13 protein-coding genes are annotated in these 19153 nt (G+C 41.8%); 4 read left to right on the plus strand and 9 right to left on the minus strand.

Translation table 11 applies throughout. The features are described from left to right. Positions 1-114: 114 nt before the first annotated feature. From speB to NPUN_RS30550, 4 genes are all read right to left on the minus strand, one after another. Positions 115-1158: an agmatinase SpeB gene (gene speB / locus NPUN_RS30535; protein WP_012412266.1), complete on the minus strand. Its 1044-nt coding sequence runs from the start codon at positions 1156-1158 to the stop codon at positions 115-117. Positions 1159-1412: 254 nt separating this feature from the next. Then, positions 1413-3005, minus strand: coding sequence for an FAD-dependent oxidoreductase (locus NPUN_RS30540; RefSeq protein ID WP_012412267.1), 1593 nt, complete (start codon positions 3003-3005; stop codon positions 1413-1415). Between the two features lie 104 nt (positions 3006-3109). Then, the gene (locus NPUN_RS30545; protein WP_012412268.1) at positions 3110-3526 is read right to left on the minus strand and encodes a pepsin/retropepsin-like aspartic protease family protein; all 417 of its coding nucleotides are present in this window, start codon (positions 3524-3526) and stop codon (positions 3110-3112) included. Continuing rightward, positions 3519-3737 carry a hypothetical protein gene (locus tag NPUN_RS30550; protein WP_012412269.1) on the minus strand — a complete coding sequence of 73 codons (219 nt, stop codon included), beginning with the start codon at positions 3735-3737 and terminating at the stop codon, positions 3519-3521. The genes NPUN_RS30545 and NPUN_RS30550 overlap by 8 nt, the downstream gene beginning before the upstream one ends. Positions 3738-4111: 374 nt before the next feature. Between NPUN_RS30550 and NPUN_RS30555 the strand changes: the two genes are divergently transcribed. Continuing rightward, entirely contained in the window at positions 4112-7441 is a 3330-nt protein-coding gene (locus tag NPUN_RS30555; RefSeq protein ID WP_012412270.1) for a leucine-rich repeat domain-containing protein, read from the plus strand. Between the two features lie 376 nt (positions 7442-7817). Next, entirely contained in the window at positions 7818-10478 is a 2661-nt protein-coding gene (locus NPUN_RS37960; protein WP_012412271.1) for an ATP-binding protein, read from the plus strand. A gap of 58 nt (positions 10479-10536) precedes the next feature. Here NPUN_RS37960 and NPUN_RS30565 read toward each other — a convergent pair whose 3' ends face one another. The 4 genes from NPUN_RS30565 to NPUN_RS42235 form a co-directional block, all read right to left on the minus strand. Further along, the gene (locus tag NPUN_RS30565) at positions 10537-10965 is read right to left on the minus strand and encodes a methyl-accepting chemotaxis protein (RefSeq protein ID WP_012412272.1); all 429 of its coding nucleotides are present in this window, start codon (positions 10963-10965) and stop codon (positions 10537-10539) included. Between the two features lie 53 nt (positions 10966-11018). Then, positions 11019-11264 (minus strand): hypothetical protein, encoded by a 246-nt coding sequence (locus NPUN_RS30570; RefSeq protein WP_148220377.1) that lies wholly within the window; start codon positions 11262-11264, stop codon positions 11019-11021. A 177-nt stretch (positions 11265-11441) separates the two neighbouring features. Then, entirely contained in the window at positions 11442-11645 is a 204-nt protein-coding gene (locus NPUN_RS41120; protein ID WP_148220378.1) for a hypothetical protein, read from the minus strand. Positions 11646-12047: 402 nt separating this feature from the next. Continuing rightward, entirely contained in the window at positions 12048-12206 is a 159-nt protein-coding gene (locus NPUN_RS42235; RefSeq protein WP_167315680.1) for a hypothetical protein, read from the minus strand. Between the two features lie 285 nt (positions 12207-12491). Between NPUN_RS42235 and NPUN_RS30580 the strand changes: the two genes are divergently transcribed. Beyond that, on the plus strand, positions 12492-14258 hold the full coding sequence (locus NPUN_RS30580; RefSeq protein WP_012412273.1) for an SWIM zinc finger family protein: 1767 nt from the start codon (positions 12492-12494) through the stop codon (positions 14256-14258). A gap of 128 nt (positions 14259-14386) precedes the next feature. Further along, positions 14387-18598, plus strand: coding sequence for a DEAD/DEAH box helicase (locus tag NPUN_RS30585; protein ID WP_012412274.1), 4212 nt, complete (start codon positions 14387-14389; stop codon positions 18596-18598). A 52-nt stretch (positions 18599-18650) separates the two neighbouring features. Here the strand turns inward: NPUN_RS30585 and NPUN_RS30590 are convergent, their stop codons facing one another. Beyond that, the gene (locus NPUN_RS30590; RefSeq protein WP_012412275.1) at positions 18651-19121 is read right to left on the minus strand and encodes a hypothetical protein; all 471 of its coding nucleotides are present in this window, start codon (positions 19119-19121) and stop codon (positions 18651-18653) included. Positions 19122-19153: the final 32 nt, after the last annotated feature.

The raw sequence follows: 19153 nt of genomic DNA on the forward strand, positions 1-19153 counted from the left end.
CCTGCGGAATGTTACGCGAACACTGTGAAGGTAGCTCGACTGAGCGATCGCAGAACGTCTCAGCCGAACGATTTTAGTAACTCAACAATTCCTGTTCCAATTACGAATTACGAATTACGAATTCTGTTTTGACAAATCCATCAAATTTGCCAGCTTGTAAACTACCCGCGCTCCAACATTACCATCCCATTCGGCATCACCGACTTCACAAATATCAAAGCCAATAATTTTTCTACCACTCTTGACTAATTCCCGGAACAGAAAAAATGTTTGCTCTAATTCCAATCCACCGGGAACAGGAGTACCTGTACTGGGACAGAGTTTTGGATCTAGACCATCGACATCAAAGCTAATGTAAACAAACTCAGGTAAATGACTGATAATTTCTCGGCATAAATCAAGCCAAGTTGTTCCAGAGTAAAGCTTTTGTTTAATGGCTGGGTCGTAATATGCAATAATGCGACTCTCAGATTGGTCTATCATTTGCACTTCATCATGACTAATATCACGCAAACCCACTTGCACTAGCTTGGAAATTTGCGGTATTTTCATTGCATTAAACATAATAGACGCATGGGAAAACTCAAATCCCTCATAAGCATCGCGTAAATCTGCGTGGGCATCAATGTGCAAAATGCCATAGTTGGTGTAGTTCGCCGCTAATGCTTGGAAATAACCTAACGGTGAACTGTGATCTCCTCCAATAACTGCGACTCCTTTACCTTTGCTAATTGCTTCTTGGCAATTGTCAAACAGCCATTGATTTACCTGTTCCCCAGCCTGATTAATTTCTGTGAGGACAGATGTTAAATCTGGTGTATCTGAGAGTTCTTTACCTTGGGCTAATCGCTCAATAATTTTTGCTGCCAAGGCGCGGTAGTATGTATTCTTCTCTAAAATATCTTGGGGAATTTCTACCATGAAAATTCCCTGCTTCCAACCATTAGGGTTATCGAAATCGAACAAATCTAATTGAGTTGAAGTATCAAGAATTCGCTGGGGGCCATTAGCTGTGCCTGCGCCATAAGAAACAGTGACTTCCCACGGCACACCAAAGACAATCAGGTTTGCAGATTCATAATCGCAGGGCAAACCTAAGAGGTTGCCATTTATTTCACCTACGCCGCTAGGATTGTAGTCTTGTAGTTGATTACTCATCGATTATTTTCTGGATTTACGTGGATATACAGTACGCCGCCTAGTGCTAAGGTGCATAGTCATTGGAGATCCCCCTTAATCCCCCTTAAAAAGGGGGAAAATTAAGACATTCTTAGCCCCCCTTAAAAAGGGGAAAATAAGCCATTCTTAGCCCCCCTTAAAAAGGGGGGTTGGGGGGATCGACTCAATATCTACACAGTATTGCCGCCTAGTGGACATCTGCATTCTAATCAAAATTTTTCACTGACGGTAAACTACAACGCCTCTATTACTTGGTCGAAATTGCGGCGATATATCTGTTGGCTGTAGTCCTCCCACTCTTTATCTGACGAGTGGGGCGATCGCTGTAATGTTGCCTCTTGGACGTATGCTATCAATGGGCGACGAAGATGTTCGTATTTCTTGAAGGCTTTGGCTATAGTTTGCAGATTATCCCAGTTATTCTCCTCAGTAATTTTAGCGATGAGTGTTGTAACAACTAGTGCATCTTCCAATCCTTGATTAGCTCCTTGAGCCATGAAGGGTGGCATTCCATGTGCGGCATCGCCAACTAAGACGATTCGCCCTACACTCCAGGCTGGTGGAATTTTGGCAGGATTAGCTTCAGGATTGAGGTCAGTTGGGTTAGAAACTTGTAGAGAATCCAAAATGCTAGCGCGGTGAATGTAGTATGGACGCTGCTGCATATTGGCAGGAGGAGACATACGCACTAATTGCTTGAGCGCATCAGGAAACCCTGCTTTTTCCAACTCCTGCAAAGCTAAATCAATTAAAGAACTTTCAAATTTTCCTTGCAATGAGTCTAAAGGCAAAGCAAGATGTATTATGTACCCTAGTTCACCAGTTGGTCTGTAATATAAGATTATCCGAATGTTATTTATACAAACAGAATTTCCAGATTTTTCATCGTTAGTGATTGTTATAAGTGTTGAGCCTTGAAAAAAATCTTCTTCTAGTTTTGTCCATAGTTCCTTTGGTACTTCAGTTATTTCTCTACAAAATATAGCTGCAAATCCAGAGTATTCAGGTCGGGCAAAATTATGATATTGAGTATCTGTGTAAAGCAGCCTACGAACTGTAGAATTAATCCCATCTGCTGCAACAATTAGTTTAGCTCTAATGGATTTTGTTGCTAATTCTTGGGGAGGGATATCTGAGTTTTGGTGCTGCATCTCATTATTTTTCTGCCCATCTGTCCAATAGGCATAAGGGTTGGCTTCTATTCCTGTATCACCTACACAATCTATGCGGACACAACCTTTTTCCGGCTCATTCACAACATTAATGCAACGGTGATTAGCTTTAACTAGGTCTGGTGGAAGTAGCTGTCTGAGGGTTGTCTGCAAATTGTACCAAGAAATTGACACTCGACCCTCACCATAATCTTGAAGCCAGTCATCAAAACTAAGCGAAATTGAATTAATTATCTCGCCCTTTAAATTTTTGTAAGCCCATTGTGGTGAGGATTTTAGAGGCTGTTGCTTTTGATTAGGTTCGACAGTTTCCTGGTCATTAGACTGTTTGGGATTCAATAAACCCAGTCCAGTTTTTTTGACTTCTTCGTAAGCATTAGGATCTAAATGTTTAAGAGCTTTTAATCCATTGGGCAGAAGATCCAATGTTTGCCCAATTTGACGAAAGGCGCGAGTTTGATCGATGACAAGGATATTTTCAATTCCACGTTTACGTAAACCAATGGCAGTTGCTAACCCAATAGGCCCAGCACCAACCACTACAACATCGTAGATTTCTTGAGAGGTAGAAGAGGAGATAACAGATGCAGGTAAGTTATCAGCTTTGGTTGATGTGCTTGTATGTGTATGAGGAGTTGATTTAGTTTCTGGCATATTTATACATAGGAATTTGGAATAGAAGCTGGGCAATTCAAAAGTTTGTATAAAAAAGTGAAGCTTCGAGTTCAGAGATCGGGCGATCGCATGATTGCTTAATCTTACGACTTAGGAGACAGTTCAAAAGCCATCTGCGAACGATAAAAACAGACATCGAATTCCACAAAAAAATTCATGCGTCCTAGAAGTAACGGCACATTATCAGTAACACTCCAAGCAAATACCAAGCGAACTGGTGCAAAACTGGCTATTTGAGCAGATAAAATTAACCCTTTTGCTTCAACTGGTGCTAGATTTCCAGCTAGTTGCACTGAGGTTGTTAGTTCTTCCCATACCGCCCCTAACTGAATACCTACACTGTAAGGTAAAACATTAATGCTAGCTCCAGTATCTAATAGACCCGAAACGTTAACAACGGAATTTTTGTAGCTTAACGTTAAAGGTAATATTGGTACTGCATCGATATCTCCAAACACATCACGACTTTCAACGAAGAGAAATCTTTGTGAATTAAGCATCGTTTACCTGTTTGTCTTGTTCTAGCAGTGCAGCTAGTTTATTAGCAGCTTCATGAGAATTATAGGGAGACCACACATGATAAGTGACTCCTGGCTGTAACGATAATGCTTCTTCTTCAGTTGCTAGTTCTTGAACTAAAAACTGCATGACCTTGAGTTTATCTGCACGAGATAGCTTGTGCAAGGTTGGGAATAAATCTGCTGCGCTCATATCAAGTTGAAGATCGCGACTAAATACTTTTTATATTTTTACAACTACTATAAGGTGATTACAAAGTTTGTGGCGTAGGCGTAGCCTTCCGCAGGCATCACTATTGGTCAATTCTCAAATAAAGACAAAGCGATCGCCCTTTTTGCTCGATAGTTCGTGTAAAAAGGTGCAAGGTTAGAGTTCAGAGGTGTAATGATGATGCTTTGAGGTCGAGCATAGACACGTAGGAACCTGCTATGTCTATGACGAGCTACGCTAACGCACATTGCGCTGATGCAATCCTTGATACAGGGTACATTATTAATTAGCTTAATTTCTCTGCTGCGCGTCCAAGCAGCAACTCGTCGTCAGGCATAGCCTTTGTAAAACCCAAAATGACTAACGAAGAACTGCTGCAAATTATTGAACAAGCTGTCAAAGACGAGGTAACAGAATTAGACCTTTCTTACAAAGGGTTAACAATACTGCCACCGGAAATTGGCCAACTCACCAACCTGCAAACTCTCCACCTCGACAGTAATCAACTGAGCAGTCTGCCACCGAAAATTGGCCAACTCACCAACCTGCAAACTCTCCACCTCCGCAGTAATCAACTGAGCAGTCTGCCACCGGAAATTGGCCAACTCACCAACCTGCAAACTCTCCACCTCGGCAATAATCAACTGAGCAGTCTGCCACCGGAAATTGGCCAACTCACCAACCTGCAATCCCTCCACCTCTGGATTAATCAACTGAGCAGTCTGCCACCGGAAATTGGCCAACTCACCAACCTGCAATCCCTCGACCTCGACAGTAATCAACTGAGCAGTCTGCCACCGGAATTTGGCCAACTCACCAACCTGCAATCCCTCGACCTTGGCAGTAATCAACTGAGCAGTCTGCCACCGGAAATTGGCCAACTCACCAAGCTGCAATCCCTCGACCTCAGCAGGAATCAACTGAGCAGTCTGCCACCGGAAATTGTCCAACTCACCAAGCTGCAATCCCTCGACCTCCGCAGTAATCAACTGAGCAGTCTGCCACCGGAATTTGGCCAACTCACCAAGCTGCAATCCCTCGACCTTGGCAGTAATCAACTGAGCAGTCTGCCACCGGAAATTGTCCAACTCACCAAGCTGCAATCCCTCGACCTTGGCAGTAATCAACTGAGCAGTCTGCCACCGGAAATTGTCCAACTCACCAACCTGCAATCCCTCGACCTCAGCAGTAATCAACTGAGCAGTCTGCCACCGGAAATTGTCCAACTCACCAAGCTGCAATCCCTCTACCTCAGCAGTAATCAACTGAGCAGTCTGCCACCGGAAATTGTCCAACTCACCAAGCTGCAATCCCTCGACCTTGGCAGTAATCAACTGAGCAGTCTGCCACCGGAAATTGTCCAACTCACCAAGCTGCAATCCCTCGACCTTGGCAGTAATCAACTGAGCAGTCTGCCACCGGAAATTGTCCAACTCACCAACCTGCAATCCCTCGACCTCAGCAGTAATCAACTGAGCAGTCTGCCACCGGAAATTGTCCAACTCACCAAGCTGCAATCCCTCTACCTCAGCAGTAATCAACTGAGCAGTCTGCCACCGGAAATTGTCCAACTCACCAAGCTGCAATCCCTCGACCTTGGCAGTAATCAACTGAGCAGTCTGCCAAGGGAAATCAGGCAACTGTCAAACCTGAAAAAGCTGGATCTTCGTAGAAATCCAGTCCCGATTCCACCAGAGATTTTAGGGCCGAAGGCTGACTACCAAGATCCGGGTGATGTGAATGAAATTCTTGATTTCTATTTTCGGGTGCAAGACCCAGCCGAAACCGAACCTTTCTATGAAGCAAAATTCTTAATTATTGGCGAAGGAGGAGCCGGTAAAACCTCTTTAGCCAAGAAAATCAAAGACGAAACCTATAAACTCCAGCCAGAAGAAAAATCAACCCAAGGCATTGAGGTGATCCGGTGGGACTTTACACAGTCCAATGGCAAAGATTTTCGCGTCAACATCTGGGATTTTGGCGGTCAGGAAATTTACCATCAAACTCATCAGTTTTTCCTCAGCAAGCGTTCTCTATATGCCTTAGTTGCTGACACTCGCAAAGAAAACACTGATTTTTACTGGTGGCTGAAAGTTGTCGAACTCTTGAGCGACAAGAGTCCAGTTATCATCATCAAAAACGAAAAACAAGACCGTGATTGCCAAGTCAATGAGCGCCAGTTACGAGGAGAATTCAGCAATCTGGAGAAAATACTAGCAACCAATTTAGATACTAATCGCGATTTAGCAAAGATTAAAGAGGCGATTCAGCTATACATCAGCAGACTTGACCATGTTGGTATACCTCTACCAAAACTTTGGGTAAGAGTCAGAGCCGCCCTAGAGAACAATTCCCAAAATTACATTAGCCGTGAAAAATACCGTGACCTTTGCCAAATAAATAATTTAACAGACCCTGAAGACATGGAGCGCTTGAGCCGCTATCTCCACGACCTCGGCGTTTGCCTCCACTTTCAAGACGATTCTACACTCAAACACTACGTCATCCTCAAACCGGAATGGGCGACAACTGCTGTTTACAAAGTTTTGGATAATCAAACTGTCAAGGAAAAGCTAGGTTGTTTTACCAAAAATGACCTCAAAAATATTTGGAAAAGCGGCGAATATGCAGATATGCAAGATGAACTCCTGCAATTAATGATGCAGTTCAAGCTTTGCTACGAAATTCCAGGTAATCGGGAAAATTATATTGCACCTCACCTACTTTCGACCAATCAGCCTGATTTCAATTGGGATGAATCTAACAATCTGATCCTGCGCTACACCTATGACTTCATGCCCAAAGGCATTCTTACCCGCTTTATTGTCGAAATGCACGCTCATATTGAACAACAAACCCTTGTTTGGAAAACAGGTGTTGTTCTCAATAAAGACCAAACTCGTGCCGAAGTCATTGAACAATATAATCAACGAGAAATTAAAGTCCGCGTAGAAGGAAACCGCAAGAAAGAACTGTTGGCAATTATCACTCATGAACTAGATAAAATCCATAATTCTTACGAAAACCTAAAATATCAAACACTTGTTCCCTGCAATTGTGAAAGCTGTAAAGATAGTCAAACGCCTTATTTTTACCGTCGAGACGTGTTGTATAAATTCCGGGACAATAATCGCTACCAAATCCAGTGCCAGGATAGCGGTGATATGGTAGATGTCCGCAGACTGATTGACGATGTTTTAGCAACTCCACCAAATTTAGAAATAGCCATGTCTGAACCCGTAACCAGAGATCAAGTTTTCATTAGCTATAGTCACAAAGATAAAAAGTGGTTCAATGACCTCAAAACTAATCTAGAACCATTAATTAGAGAACAAAATCTCAAACTGTGGGATGATACCCAAATCAAGCCTGGTGCTGTGTGGCGAGATGAAATCCAGGCGGCTTTGGCAACTGCAAAAGTAGCAGTGTTGCTGGTAAGTCCAAACTTCCTCGCATCAAAGTTTATTAGTCAAAATGAGTTACCACCTCTGTTAGAAGCAGCGAAAGCCGAAGGAGTCAAAATCCTTTGGATACCTTTGCGTGCTAGCAACTACAAAGCAACAGCAATTGAAAAATATCAAGCAGCACACCCTACCGATAGCCCATTAAACACCATTATGGGAGGAAAACGAGATCAAGCTTGGGTAAATATCTGCAACGAAATCAATACAGCAGCCTTTCGGTAAAAGAAGCTCTCCTTGCTTTGAATAAAATTTAAAGTTTATCTATAAAAATCTGGGTAATGCTCCAATACGGTTTAGTTAAGGGCTACTGGCAAAAATTTTGGGTTTTCAAGACGCGATAAATCGCCGTCTCTACAAGTGTTTTGGTCTCTAAAATTACAGCTAGGCACTTTTCAAACAACCTCTCAGCTAGGCTGAAAATGTTAATTCGATGAAATTCACATTGCATGTAAAATCACAGGTTAAAGTTTTGTTCTTTTGCCAAAAGTGGTATATTGGCACTTGATCCGACCGAGTACAAACTATGTATAAGCCCGCAGACCAGAGAAGTCGAGGTGTTGTACTCACTACTATTAGGACAGGAAGGGAGAGTGGGCTTATGAACAAAAATATTGGTCAAAATGGTGTTTTTCCCCTATTTAAAGGTGTACCTCTACGTCGCATTCTCGTAGCGTTGTTTGTGCTGCAAATCTTCCTAGCTGTGGGTTTGACTGCATACTTATCAATCCGCAATGGGCAAAAGGCTGTCAATGAGGTAGCTAGCGAATTGCGTTATGAAGTCGCTAATCGAGTAGAGCAAAATTTACAGGCTTACCTTTCAACCCCGCGTCAAGTACTGCGCGGTAATCAAAATATCATTGACATTGGGTTGCTGAAGATGGAAAATTTGGCAACTTGGGAGTCATACTTAATCAAGCAGTTAGAGATTTTTCCTGATGCTGTCGCTTTAACGGCAAGCAATGAACAGCAAGAACATTTAGCGGTGGAAAAGCTCAACGATCGCCAATATTTACTCAGAAAAGCCGATAAGTCAACTGGTTACGACCTCTACACCTACAAAATTGACCGTCAAGGTCAACGTACCCAGCTACCAGAGGTAATCAAAAACTATGATGCGCGATCGCGTCCTAACTATCAAGCAGCAGTTACCGCTAAAAAATTCAGCTTTAGTCAAATTTTTACACCCATCACCAAACCAACGCTGCTAATTAGTGCTTCTCAACCTATATATAACTCCCAAGGTGAGTTACTCGGTGTCAACAGCACCCTAACTCATGTATCACAAATTGGGGATTTGCTGCAAAATATTAAAGTTGGCAAGTCTGGACAAGTTTTTATTATCGAGCGATCGGGGCTATTAGTGGCAAGTTCCACAACCGAAGAACCATTCCGCCTCCAAAATGGTAAACCGATTAGGTTGGCAGCTTCCCAAAGCGGGAATGCTTTTACTCAAGCCAGCGCTAAATATTTAGAAACTAAATTTAGTAACTTTGACCAAATTCAGAGTTTACAGCAACTAGATTTCTCTTTTGACGGCAAACGACAATTTTTAGAAATTAGACCGTTACAGGGCGAACCAAATGTCAACTGGTTGATTGTAGTAGCTGTCCCAGAAGCAGATTTTATGGGGCAAATCGATCGCAACACTCAAACTACAATTTTTCTCTGTCTGGGAGCGTTGGGATTAGCTACTTTACTAGGAATTATCACCGCCCGTTGGATAACTCAGCCAATTTTGTACTTCAGCACAGCGACAAAAGATTTAGCTGATTTCACCAAAGGAGAAGACTCAGTGGTGATTGTACCAGGCATTAAAGAAGTAGAAATACTGGGTGAATCTTTCAACGAGATGATGCAGCATTTACGTAAAACCTTTACTGCACAGATTACTAAAAATGAAGAGTTAGAATTGCAAGTTAAACAGCGAACTCAAGAATTACAGCAAGAGATTCAAAAAAGTATTAACAGTGAGCAAAAGCTAGAAAAGCATAATCGGGCGTTGGCAGAACTGGCAAATCATAGAACAATTTCAGAAGGAAATCTGGAAACAGCATTCAAAGTTATTACCGAGAAAGCCGCAAATGCTTTAGAAGTAGAACGAGTAAGTGTGTGGTTATTTAATAGTGATGCTGACGGCAGGCTGCGCCAACGCACTAAGCTACAATGTATAAGTCTCTATGAACGTAGCAATCAAAAACATTCGGCAGGTTTAGAACGCGATCGCGCAGATTATCCCATCTACTTTAAATCCCTGACATCTGCCCGCATCATCGCTGTCACCGATACTCGCACCGATCTACGGATACAAGAATTATGGGATGAATTGCTAGAAACAAAGAATATTGTATCCCTAATTAATACCTCCATTTGGGTTGGGGGCGAAGTCGTGGGAACAATATTGTCTGAACAGATTGATATTCCTCGGACATGGGAAGTGAGCGAGCAAAACTTCGTTAGCTCAATAGCTGAATTTGTTGCTCTGACTTTAGAAGTCTGCGATCGCAAAAGTGCAGAATCCGCTCTGCGTGAGGCGAAAGAAGCTGCTGAAGTTGCAAATCGTGCCAAAAAAACCTTTTTGGTAAATATGAGTCATGAATTGAGGACTCCCTTAAGCTCCATTCTTGAAATTGCAGAAGCACTCCAAAATGAAGTGTACGGTACTGTAACCGAAGAACAGCGCCAGTTTCTAAATACCCTCGAATCGAGCGGTAAGAACTTACTAGAATTGATTAACCAAATCCTTGAGCTTACAGATATTGAATCCAGCAAGATAGAACTGCAACTAGCGGCTACTTTTATTCCAGAATTATGTGATTCTAGTCTCAGTTTCGTCAAAAATTTAGCGTTACAGAAAAATATCCAACTGAGTGTACAAATCCCTGAAGAACTCGAACCCATCCAAGTTGATGAGCGCCGCATCCGCCAGGTATTTATCAACCTGTTGAGCAACGCTATCAAGTTTACTCACGACGGAGGCAAAGTTTGGATTGAAGTTCAGCCAAATTCCACAAATGAATATATCTTTTTTAGCGTGGTAGATACAGGTATTGGTATGCTTTCCGATGACCTTTTCCGATTATTTCAACCTTTTATCCAAGTTGAAAATGCCTCTACCCGTCGTTCCGCAGGTACGGGTTTAGGATTGGTGATGGTACAAAAAATCGTCGAGTTGCATGGTGGTACTGTCCACGCTGAAAGTCAGTTAGGCAAAGGTAGTCGATTTACAGTCAAACTACCGTGGAAAAAGGTTGGAGAGTAGGGGGTGGAGAGTTAAAATTAACTATTTACTCGTTTCCATACTTTGTACGAGAATGGATTTATTCTGCGATCGCTCCATTCAGTCCATTAAGATATGCAGTTTTAGCATTTTCACTAGCTAATTCTTTTGGAGTCGTCCTTAAGCGTGTTGCTCTGCTTTTACGGATGCGATCGCTTTTACGAACAGCACTTGCCATTTCATATTCACGGCTATCTTTGCCGTATTTAAAAGCAACTCCAATCAGCATTTTCTCAGTTATGTCACTTAAAGCTTTGTCCAATTCTTCCATCTCAGTTCTAGAAGAGTTAATCACGGCTAGAGCAGTATTATAAGCATCTATTTTGCTACGGTACTGCTCAATTAGTTGTGTCATGTTTTGCAAGTTGCGAGCATCCCCAAAATCCATGCTGGGATCAATTGCTTTAAGTCCAGCCACTCTTAATTCAGCTTTTTCTAAAACGCGGTATGTACGTTTTTGAGCAGGCATAAATGTATCCTTTTTATTGCTTTAGAGCTAGTTTGCCTTACTAAAGCGGTGTTTTAGTTCAGTAAAATCCTCACAGCTTGGTGTCTAATATAATATAAATACCAGTGTTTCTCACAAAAATTATGGTTTTGTTGATGAAACGCATGAGTTTGTTGATGAACAGAACGATTTTGTTGATGAAACGCATGGGTTTGTTGATGAAACGCATGAGTTTGTTGATGAAACGCATGAGTTTGTTGATGAACAGAACGATTTTGTTGATGAAACGCATGGGTTTGTTGATGATTAGGGACTTCCAAATAAAAAAATGTCCTAAAACTGATGAAAAAACTCTCTCTATTTCTCCTCTCTCTGTGTTCTCTGTGTCTCTGTGGTAGCCTGCGGCAAGCCGCTGACGCTCCTTTGTCGCTACCGCTTCTCTACGAGAGGCTTGTCTGCGACACGCTCCGCGAACGCCAACGCTAATGCGTCTATGTTTATTTGGATAATTTATTTCTTGGAAGTCCCTTAGATATATGAATCTTTGTAGAGACGTTGCATTGCAACGTCTCTACAAAGATTTCGGTTCGGCTATTGCAAATTACCTTTTGAAGAACCTCTATAAAACCACTAAGAGAATCGCGATCGCTAAAAGCTTGTCCGCCTGTTTCTTTAGCTAATCTGGCGTATTCTTGCTGCAAAGTATCTTTAAATTTGCTCTTAGTCGTCCCAAAATAAGTATGAACCTTTACTGTTGCTTGTTGAGCTTTTGCGATCGCTTTATTGGCAGCGATAATATCTTTTTCTTCAGTTTTATCTCCTCCAGCTTCAAGAGCTTCATCTCCTAAATCAAAAATTGCTCGTGCTGCGCCTGGTCGCCAATCAAAATAAATTGAGATATCTTCTACAGTTCGAGCCGCATCTTCCTGCGCTCCCGCATCAGGTAATTATCCCCGCTTTCTAGCTCGTAGTCTCCCTTAGAAACTTGGCACTCTGTCAGGAGATAATCCCGTACTGTCCGATTAAAATTTGTCCCCTTCCAAGTACCTTCGATGCCAAACCAAATCACTCTCAAATTGCAAGGACAACTAGAAGAGGCGGTATTATATAGCGGCGGCGGCAGCATTGCTAAGGTTGAAAGCTTGATCTTTCATTGAAGGGCTAGTATCAATTACGACTACTAAATCCACTGGGTCTCTTGCTGTAGCGCTGTCGATTTTGCAAGGGCGCACTGTGGAAATAATTTGCTGTGTTTGACTCATATCTTTGATATACACTGTGATTAGGTGATGCTGATTCCTGTTATTTTGTCACAGACTAAGAACAAATTTTGCCTCTGATTTTTTTAGAACTAGCCCTTTCAATGTGTAAAAAACAGCAGATTCCGCAAGGTTGCAGGTGTGGCTATGCTATTGGAGTGAGAAATACTTTGCAGCACAAAATCAAAATAGTCCTTACTAGGACAGCTTGGGATTTAAGTGAGATGCAGACACAAGAGAAAATAAAGGCAGTTTAAACGTAAGCTAAAAATAAAATACTTGGGTGCTATGTCGATTCCAGGAATTTCTGAAGCAATAATCCGTCATAACTCCAACGCTTCATCCTACAGTCGTGGTGAAGAATATTACCGCAGGGGTGCGATCGCCGAGCTCAAAAAACGAGGTAATCTGATTCAGGCAGAGATAGAGGGTAGCGAAATTACACCATATCAAGTCAGTATTCGTTTTGATGCAGGTGGAATTACCTCAGCTTGTTGTACCTGTCCTTATGATTATGATGGTTGGTGCAAACATATCGTTGCTACCTTATTAAGCTGTTCGCGTCAATCAGAGATCATTGAAGAACGTCCAACACTAGAACAATTATTAAATCGCCTCGATCTTCTTCAAACTCAGCGATTACTGCAAGAACTGGTGGAAAATAGACCAGAAATAATTGATGATATTGATGAGTTTGTAAGTTTGATAGACTTGCCAAAACCAAAAACTAAACAGTCTTCTACCCGTCAAAGCAAAATTGACACATCACCTTTTCGCTCTCATGTCAAGCGGATTTTGCGGGATGGATTGAAAGAATTAGAGTATGGTTCAGAAGAAGACCCATTTACAGATGATTTACTGGCTGTAATTGAGAAAGTGCGAGAGTTAGCAGAAAATGGAGATGGGAATAATGCGATCGCAATTCTCGAAACTATTACCGAAACTTATGCCCAAGAATGGGACGAGTTGCTAGATTACGGTGGAGACAGTTATTCCATCGCAGAACCTCTTGACAGCGCCTGGACAGAAGCAATTTTGTGTGCAGAAATGTCTACAGGAGAAATACTAGATTTGCAGTTGATGTTGGAATCATGGCAAGACGAAATCAGTGCAGACTTTAGTATGAGTTTAGAAGCATTGCGTCAAGGTTGGGATTATGAACCACTGCAACAAATTATGCAAGGAGATGATACCGCAGAACTTTGGGAAAATGAACGACCAAGCTTTGCTGATGATTTAGCATTGATTCGCTTGCAAATTCTTGAACGTCAAAATCGTTATACAGAGTATTTAAATCTAGCTTTAGCAGAAGAAATGACTCTGCAATACCTGACGCAATTAGCAGCTTTGGGAAGAGTAGAAGAAGCCATGTCTGCGGCTAAAATCCTGATGGAAAAAGCAGAAGAGGGTTTTGCCTTAGCAAAAATATTGCGGGAAGATGGGTATTTGGTTGAAGCGTTAGAAATATGCCAAGCTGGTATCAATTTAACAGGTAACTGTTTATATGAATTTGCTAGTTGGACAAGTGATTTAGCCCAAGGATTAGAAGATAATGCTACTGCCTTAACTGCCAGTATCATTGCTTTTAAAATCAGACCATCGTTTCGAGACTATGGTAAGATTCAAGACTATGCAGGAGAAACTTGGTTGACGGTCAAACAAGATTTACTGCAAACACTACGAGATCAGCCAGATTGGGGAATAAAAGAAGCTCAAGTTGATATTTTCCTCCATGAAGGATTAATTGATGATGCAATTAAAACAGTAGAAAGAGATAGTTACTATGCTTCAGAACTAGTTCATCGAGTCATGGATGCAGCAGTTTCCCATCGTCCAAAGTGGGTAATTGATAACGCTCGCAGACGGGCAGAACCAATAATGGAACAAGGAAAAGCTGACCGTTATGACGCTGCGGTTAATTGGCTCAAAAAAGTAAAAACTGCGTATCTTCAACTAGGACAAAAAGCTGAATGGTCTGCTTATCGCTCACAACTAGAAGCGGCTCATGGACGTAAACGTAAATTAATGGAATTATTTAAAGAACTGAATAAATAGTAGTCTGTCAAGCTAACTTTGACGGGTGAGACACTTCTTAAACATCTCTTTTTTCTCTGACTCTGTGCCCTCTGCGCCTCTGTGGTTCGTTCCTTTACCCTTCAAACTTCACTTAACAGACCAATAGTATGATTAATTTAGCAACTGATACCACAAAATTACAAATACAACTTGCGGATAAATACTTCAAATTACATCCTTCCATACAAAAAATTATCCAGTTATTTTCGGTAATTTATGCACCGATAGACAAAAATTCATTTGTAAGTTGTCTTAGTAAAATTGACGCTTTAGATGAAAACAATAAACCTTGGGTTACTAAAACCCTCAGTTCCCAAATTGATAAATTGTTAAAAGCAGGCTTGTTAATACAGGAAAGCAGGCAAGGTGCTGAATGTCATCCGTTACTCACAGAAATTGCTACTCGCCATGCTGTACAAACCGGACAGTTTGAAACCCTCGTCACAGCAGTAGAGGAGAAGCTACCAATACGTACTCACTGGAACAGAGATTCTCGAATATTCTACAACTTACGCCAGTGTATCAGAGAAATCCGCATTGGTATTTATCGCCAAGACCTTAGTTTTATTAATCAGCAAATTGAAGCTTATCAGAAGTACAGTGATAGCGAAGAAAAAATAGTAATAGAAGATATCTTTGAGCAGATATACAATAATCCATTTGATGCAGATTGGTTTAACACCCTTCCACAAGGATTATATGAAAGTGGTATATCCAGTATCCTCTTCAATTCAGCCTTAAAATTATCTGCTTCTGAAGATGCGTTGATGTTGCTGGAAGAAGAATGTTCTACGCCTGGAAAACATTGCTCAGATTATCTACATCTGATTTTGACAGAACAACTGTTGTTACAGGGTTGTACTCAAGAAGCACAAGAAAGTCTGGGGCGGATATCAAATGAATATCAAAATAACGCTGCGATTTTTTGGGGTTGGTTAAGTTTTCTGCGGGGTGATAATGAACAAGCCATCAAATATTATAAAGATGCCCTGAAAGCCATCAAAAAGGCTACAGGCAAACGCCAAATATATTTCAATACAATTGGGGGCTTATTTTTTATCCTCGCACTTTTAAAAGATGGTTCAGCGCAAAGCCTCCGCGAAGCAGAAGAATATACCAGTTTGATGTCCCGTCAATCAGATCATTGGCTCAGGTTCACTTATGGCAGACTGAAAATGGTATTGCAAGTCCACCAAGGCGATATTACTCAAAAACAATTTGTAGTCAGTGGTCATATTTCTTCCGTGGAAGAAGAAAATAGCTTACAAACCTTGTTTTGTTCGCTATGCCTTTACTGGATGGATGCTGAGAGTGCTAAAAAACGCTTACTTAATTTACTAGAGCCATTGTATCGGCGATCGCTCGCTTCCGGTTATCACTGGTTGGCAATGGAAACCGCAGAACTCCTATCCCGACTCAAACCAAGTAGTAACTATAAACAACTTGCAGAGGCACTGCGAGAAGATAGCAATATCCAAACCATCGTAGACTTAATTCGACCCCAAGAAGCTTGGGAAATGTGCCTTAATGCCCTAGCAAATCTTCAAAAAGAACCACAAACACCAGGAAAACCAGAATCCGAACTGCGTTTAGCATGGTTCATAACCTTCTATCCCAGCAGATGTGTCTTACAACCACGAGAACAAAAAGTTAATGCAAAAGGAGAATGGAGTAAAGGTCGCCCCATAGCCCTCAAGCGTCTAAGTAGTGCATTATCTGAGTTTGATTACATCACCCCCCAAGATATGCGGGTATGTAGTTGTATTGAGGCATATAGCGATGGCTATTACGGCAAAGTGGATTATACCTTCGGTGAAAAAGCCATCTCTGCTTTAATTGGACACCCGTTGGTTTTTTGGGAAGATACACTTACTATCCGTGTAGAAATTGTCAAGGGAGAACCAGAACTACTGGTTAAAAAAGAAAAACTTGGCCGTCTCACTTTGGAATTTTCTCCCAAATTACCAGAATCACAGAATATTCTGCATATCAAAGAAACCCCAACCCGCATCAAAGTCATTGAAATTACTGCCGAACACAGACGCATTGCAGAGATTATTGGTATAGATAATAAATTAAATGTGCCTGCGATCGCAGAGAAACAAGTTTTAGCAGCCATAAATGCCGTTTCTGGAATCGTTACCGTACATTCTGACATTGGTGGCGGTTCAGAAGGTGCAGAAAAAGTACCCGCCCAGACTCTACCCCATATTCATCTTTTACCTGCCAATGCCGGCTTGAAAATCAGCCTTTTGTCACGTCCCTTTGCCCAAGGTGGCCCCTACTACCGTCCTGGTGCAGGTGGTGAAACTGTAATTGCCGAGATTGACGGTAAACGTCTCCAAACCAGACGAAATCTGTCTGAAGAAAAGCAACTTGCCAAAGACGCTGTAGCCGCCTGCGCTACCTTGACTCGAACTGAAGAACAAGATGGTGAATGGATAATAGAACATCTAGAAGACTGTTTAGAACTGCTGCTAGAACTGCAAGAACTAGGAAATAACGTAGTCATAGAATGGCCACAAGGAGAAAAACTGCGTGTTAGCCATAATGCCGACTTGAAAGACTTTAATTTATCAATTCAACGTCAGCAAGACTGGTTTGCAGCCACTGGGGAGTTGAAATTGAATAACGACCTAGTGCTAGATATGCAGCAACTACTAGAACTATTGGAGAAAACCCCCAGCCGTTTTATTCCTCTTGGTGATGGTCAATTTTTGGCTTTAACTCAAGCTTTTCGGAAACGCCTCGACGAATTGCGGATGTTTTCGGAAAAACACAGTAAAGGTATTCGTTTTCACCCCTTGGCAACATTAGGGTTAGAAGATTTTGTCGATGAGGTAGGTAAAGTAAAAGCAGATAAACACTGGAAAACACATATCCAGCGTCTCCATGAGGTGAAAAACCTCCAGCCGGAACTGCCATCTACCCTTCAAGCAGAACTACGTGACTACCAGATGGAAGGTTTTTGTTGGCTGGCGCGGCTAGCACATTGGGGTGTGGGTGCTTGTTTGGCAGACCAAATGGGACTCGGTAAGACCTTGCAAGCATTGGCGGTCATTCTCAGAAATGCCCATGAAGGACCAACCCTAATTATTGCCCCTACTTCTGTATGTATGAATTGGGTGAGTGAAGCGCAGAAGTTTGCTCCAACTCTCAATATTATTCAATTTTCTGGTGCTAACCGCCAAAAATTATTGGATGGTTTACAACCGTTGGATATGTTGGTATGCAGCTATGGTTTATTACAGCAGGAAGAAGTAGCGCAAATGCTTTCTCAGATACAGTGGCAAACTATTGTGCTAGATGAAGCCCAAGCAATTAAAAATATGACCACTAAACGTTCTCAGGCAGCCATGAACCTAAAATCTAATTTTAAGTTGCTGACTACTGGAACTCCGATTGAGAATCACCTGGGTGAGTTGTGGAATTTGTTCCGTTTTATTAATCCTGGGTTATTGGGTTCTTTTGAAAGCTTCAATCAACGCTTTGCTACCCCCATTGAAAAATATCAAGATAAACTTGCACGTAATAAACTCAAAAAACTTATTCAACCATTTCTATTGCGGCGGACAAAAAATCAGGTGTTAGAAGAGTTGCCATCTCGTACCGAAATTCTCCTTCATGTAGAGTTAAGTCAAGAGGAAAAGGCATTCTATGAAGCATTGCGCCGTCAAGCAATATCTAAACTGACCGAAAGTGATGCAGAAGCAGGAAAGAAACATTTGCAGGTTTTAGCTGAGATTATGAAACTGCGTCGCGCTTGCTGTAATCCTAGTTTAGTGATGCCTGGTACTGAATTACCTAGTTCTAAGTTGCAACTTTTTGGTGAGGTGCTAGGTGAACTGCTGGAAAATCGTCATAAAGCGTTAGTGTTTAGTCAGTTTGTTGACCATTTGCATATCATCCGCGATTACCTCGAACAACAAGGTATTAATTATCAATATCTAGATGGCAGTACTTCAGTGGCAGAGCGCAAAAAACGGGTCGATGCGTTCCAAGCTGGTTCAGGGGATGTATTTCTGATTAGTCTCAAAGCAGGGGGGACAGGACTTAATTTAACTGCGGCTGATTATGTGATTCATACAGATCCTTGGTGGAATCCCGCAGTGGAAGACCAAGCCTCAGACCGCGCTCATCGGATTGGGCAACAACGCCCGGTGACAATTTATCGCTTAGTAGCAAAGGATACTATCGAAGAAAAAATTGTGGAATTACATCACCACAAACGAGATTTGGCAGATAGCCTGTTGGAAGGTACCGAGATGAGTGGCAAGATATCAACGGAAGCCTTGTTACAGTTAATTAGTGAAAGTTAGCTGCTTGAAAGAAATTGCGTAGGCGCAGCCCGTCGTAGACATCGCACTTCAACTAAAGAGCATATTCCAGCAATCGTTCCCACTCCCAATGCCAAGCAGTCTCTACTAATATTTCTTTGCCGTTGGTGAATTGAATAAATTCTTGCCCGTTGTCATAAAAAACATCAGCAACTAGACGATTACGCACATCATATCCCCATTTGGAAACTGCGGCATTCCACCACCTTTGACCTGCCGATTGCAATAGTGGTAGTTCCATGTATTCATCACGCCATGCCACAGGTTTCCATTGCTCCTGCAAAGCTCGAATTAAAATAGCGTTTGGAAAAACCTCTCTTTCCTGTTCTTGTAACCACAGTATGTATTCAATTGTTCTTCTCAAAGCATCTTCTAGCCCATAAGTGCAGCCTTCAAGGGCAGTTTGGACTCCATCAAGGGAAAAATTTACCCCAATGGCTACTAATGCTCGTTCGTATTGCTTAAATATCTCATATTCACCTGAATCTTCTGACCAGAACCACACACTTAATACACCTCCTGAACAATTAAGTAAGT

This window comes from Nostoc punctiforme PCC 73102 (assembly GCF_000020025.1).
GTDB classification, from domain to species: Bacteria; Cyanobacteriota; Cyanobacteriia; order Cyanobacteriales; family Nostocaceae; genus Nostoc; species Nostoc punctiforme.